Source organism: Streptomyces sp. NPDC059832 (assembly GCF_042731715.1).
Classification (GTDB): domain Bacteria; phylum Actinomycetota; class Actinomycetes; order Streptomycetales; family Streptomycetaceae; genus Streptomyces.
In genome coordinates this window covers 1-2,000 of sequence record NZ_JBHWIY010000104.1, presented here as the reverse complement: position 1 = coordinate 2,000, position 2,000 = coordinate 1, and the positions used below count along the sequence as shown (strand labels likewise).

Genomic DNA, 2,000 nt, shown 5'->3' with positions numbered 1-2,000 from the left:
GCGTAGGTGAGTGATGTGTCGCCCGAGGTGACTGCTGTCGCGTTGGGGACACGTGCGGCCTGCGCGGTGAACAGTTCCGGCACACAACCCGCCGGTTCGTCGGTCTCCGTGTCGTTCCAGCGGGAGACGACGTGGACGTGCTCCTCATTGGGGAGGCGCGTTGCCAGTGCGTCCCCGTCGGGGTCGGTGGCCATGGCCTCCAGTACCAGCCGGTACATCGCGGCGATCCGCTCCGCGTTCGTCCTCGACAGCGCCGTGGCATCGACGGTCAGCATCAGATGGCCGGCGAGCGTGGTCACGGCCAGCGGGAACTGCGAGGTGGTGCTGCCCTGTTCCGCCCCGACATCGATGAGGTCGGTGTCGACCTGGTGGTAGTTCTGGTAGGTGAAGAGGACCTCGACCACCGGCTGCCCGGCCTCGGTCAGCCGCTGGATGGACGGCAGGGGGAAGCGGCGGTGCTCCCAGAGATCCATCTCCTGCTCGAAGACCTGGCGGACCAGGCCGGCCCAGGTGCGCGCGCCACGGCTGTGCGCGAACGGCACCGTGTTGAGGTGCATGCCCAGTACCTTCTCGGCGCCGAGGAGTTCGGGGCGGGCGTCGAAGACGAGGCCGGCCGAGAACGTCTCCTCCTCGGTGAGCTGGCTCATCACCTTCAGATGGGCGGCGATGAGCACGCTCTTCATGGAGACGTGGGCCCGCTCGGCGAGTGCGCGCAGCCCGTCATCGAGGTCGCCGTACGCGACCGGCAGCCGGAAGGAGGGCTCGGGCGCCGTCTCGTCCCCCCAGTTCGCGGGCAGGGCGACAGCGGGGTGGTTGTCGACGATCCCCTGCCAGTAATCGCGGTCGACATCGTCGTCCAGGGACTCCAGCTCACCGGCGATGAAGTCGGCGAACCGTACTCCGACGGCCTCCCGGCCCGAGTCGGGGTCCTGGCCGTCGCGCACCGCGCGGTAGACGTCCAGCAGCTCCATCAGCAGTGAGTGGTGGCTCCACCCCTCCAGGATGATGTGGCTGTGGGTGAGCGCGAGCGACCAGGATTCAGCGCTCTCGACCAGGGCGGCCACGCGCAGCAGCGGCGCCGTGCCCAGGTCGAAGGGGGAGCTCTCCTCCCGCTTGATGTACGCGCGCACGGCATCCTGTCCGGCCGCCTCGTCCAGGGCGGTGAGGTCTTCCACCGTGACCGGCGCCTCGGCGTCGGCGTGCACCAGCTGCATCGGCACGGAGAACTGGGTCAGGTCCAGGGACGTACGAAGGATCTCGTGCCGGGCCACGACGGTACGTACCGCCGTCTCCAGTGCTTCACGGGAGAACGCGTGCCCGTCATGCACCCGGAACGATGTCACCCGGTGGTAGTCGTCGCCGGCGTCCGGCAGGAGCACCTCGACCGCCATACCCGTCTGGACCTGCGAGAGCGGGTACGCGTCTGCCAGGCCATCGGGTATTCGGTCCCGGTCCTCAGCGGGAACCAGGGAAAAAGGGGCGGTCCCCGCCTCCTTGGGAACGTCCGGCTCGGGTTCGGCCTGCTTCTGCTGAAGCATCGCGAGCAGGTCGGCCACCGACGTGTTCTCGGAAAGGCCGCCCGACGTGAGGTCGATACCGGCCGCACGCAGCGCCCCGGTCAGCGCCTCCGCCGCGTCGGCGGTTGCCGCGGGGGAATCCTTCTCCGACGGTGACATGCTCTCCTCCTGAGGTGCTTGAGCCGCGAGGTGGTGGGCCAGCTCGGCGACGGTCTGGTGCGTGAAGATCGTGCGAACGGTCAGGCTGTAGCCGATCGCCTTGAGCGCACCGACGAGTGACACAGCACGGATGGAGTCGCCGCCGAGATCGAAGAAGCTGTCCTCGACGCTGACCCGTTGCAGCCCGAGAGCCGTCTCCCAGGCACCGGCGATCCTTGCCTCATCAGTTGTGCGTGGGGCTGTGTAGGGTTTTTCGTTGTTTCGTTCGGGTGTGGGGAGGGCTTTGTGGTCGAGTTTGCCGGCGGTGTTGAGGGGCCAGGTGTC

1 protein-coding gene is annotated in these 2,000 nt (G+C 68.2%); it reads right to left on the bottom strand.

Features of this window, described 5'->3' with window-relative positions; translation table 11 throughout:
* Window positions 1–1,859, bottom strand: a 1,859-nt coding sequence (locus ACFV8T_RS45500; protein WP_385339784.1) for a condensation domain-containing protein, incomplete at its 3' end; no start/stop codon positions are given.
* Window positions 1,860–2,000: the final 141 nt, after the last annotated feature.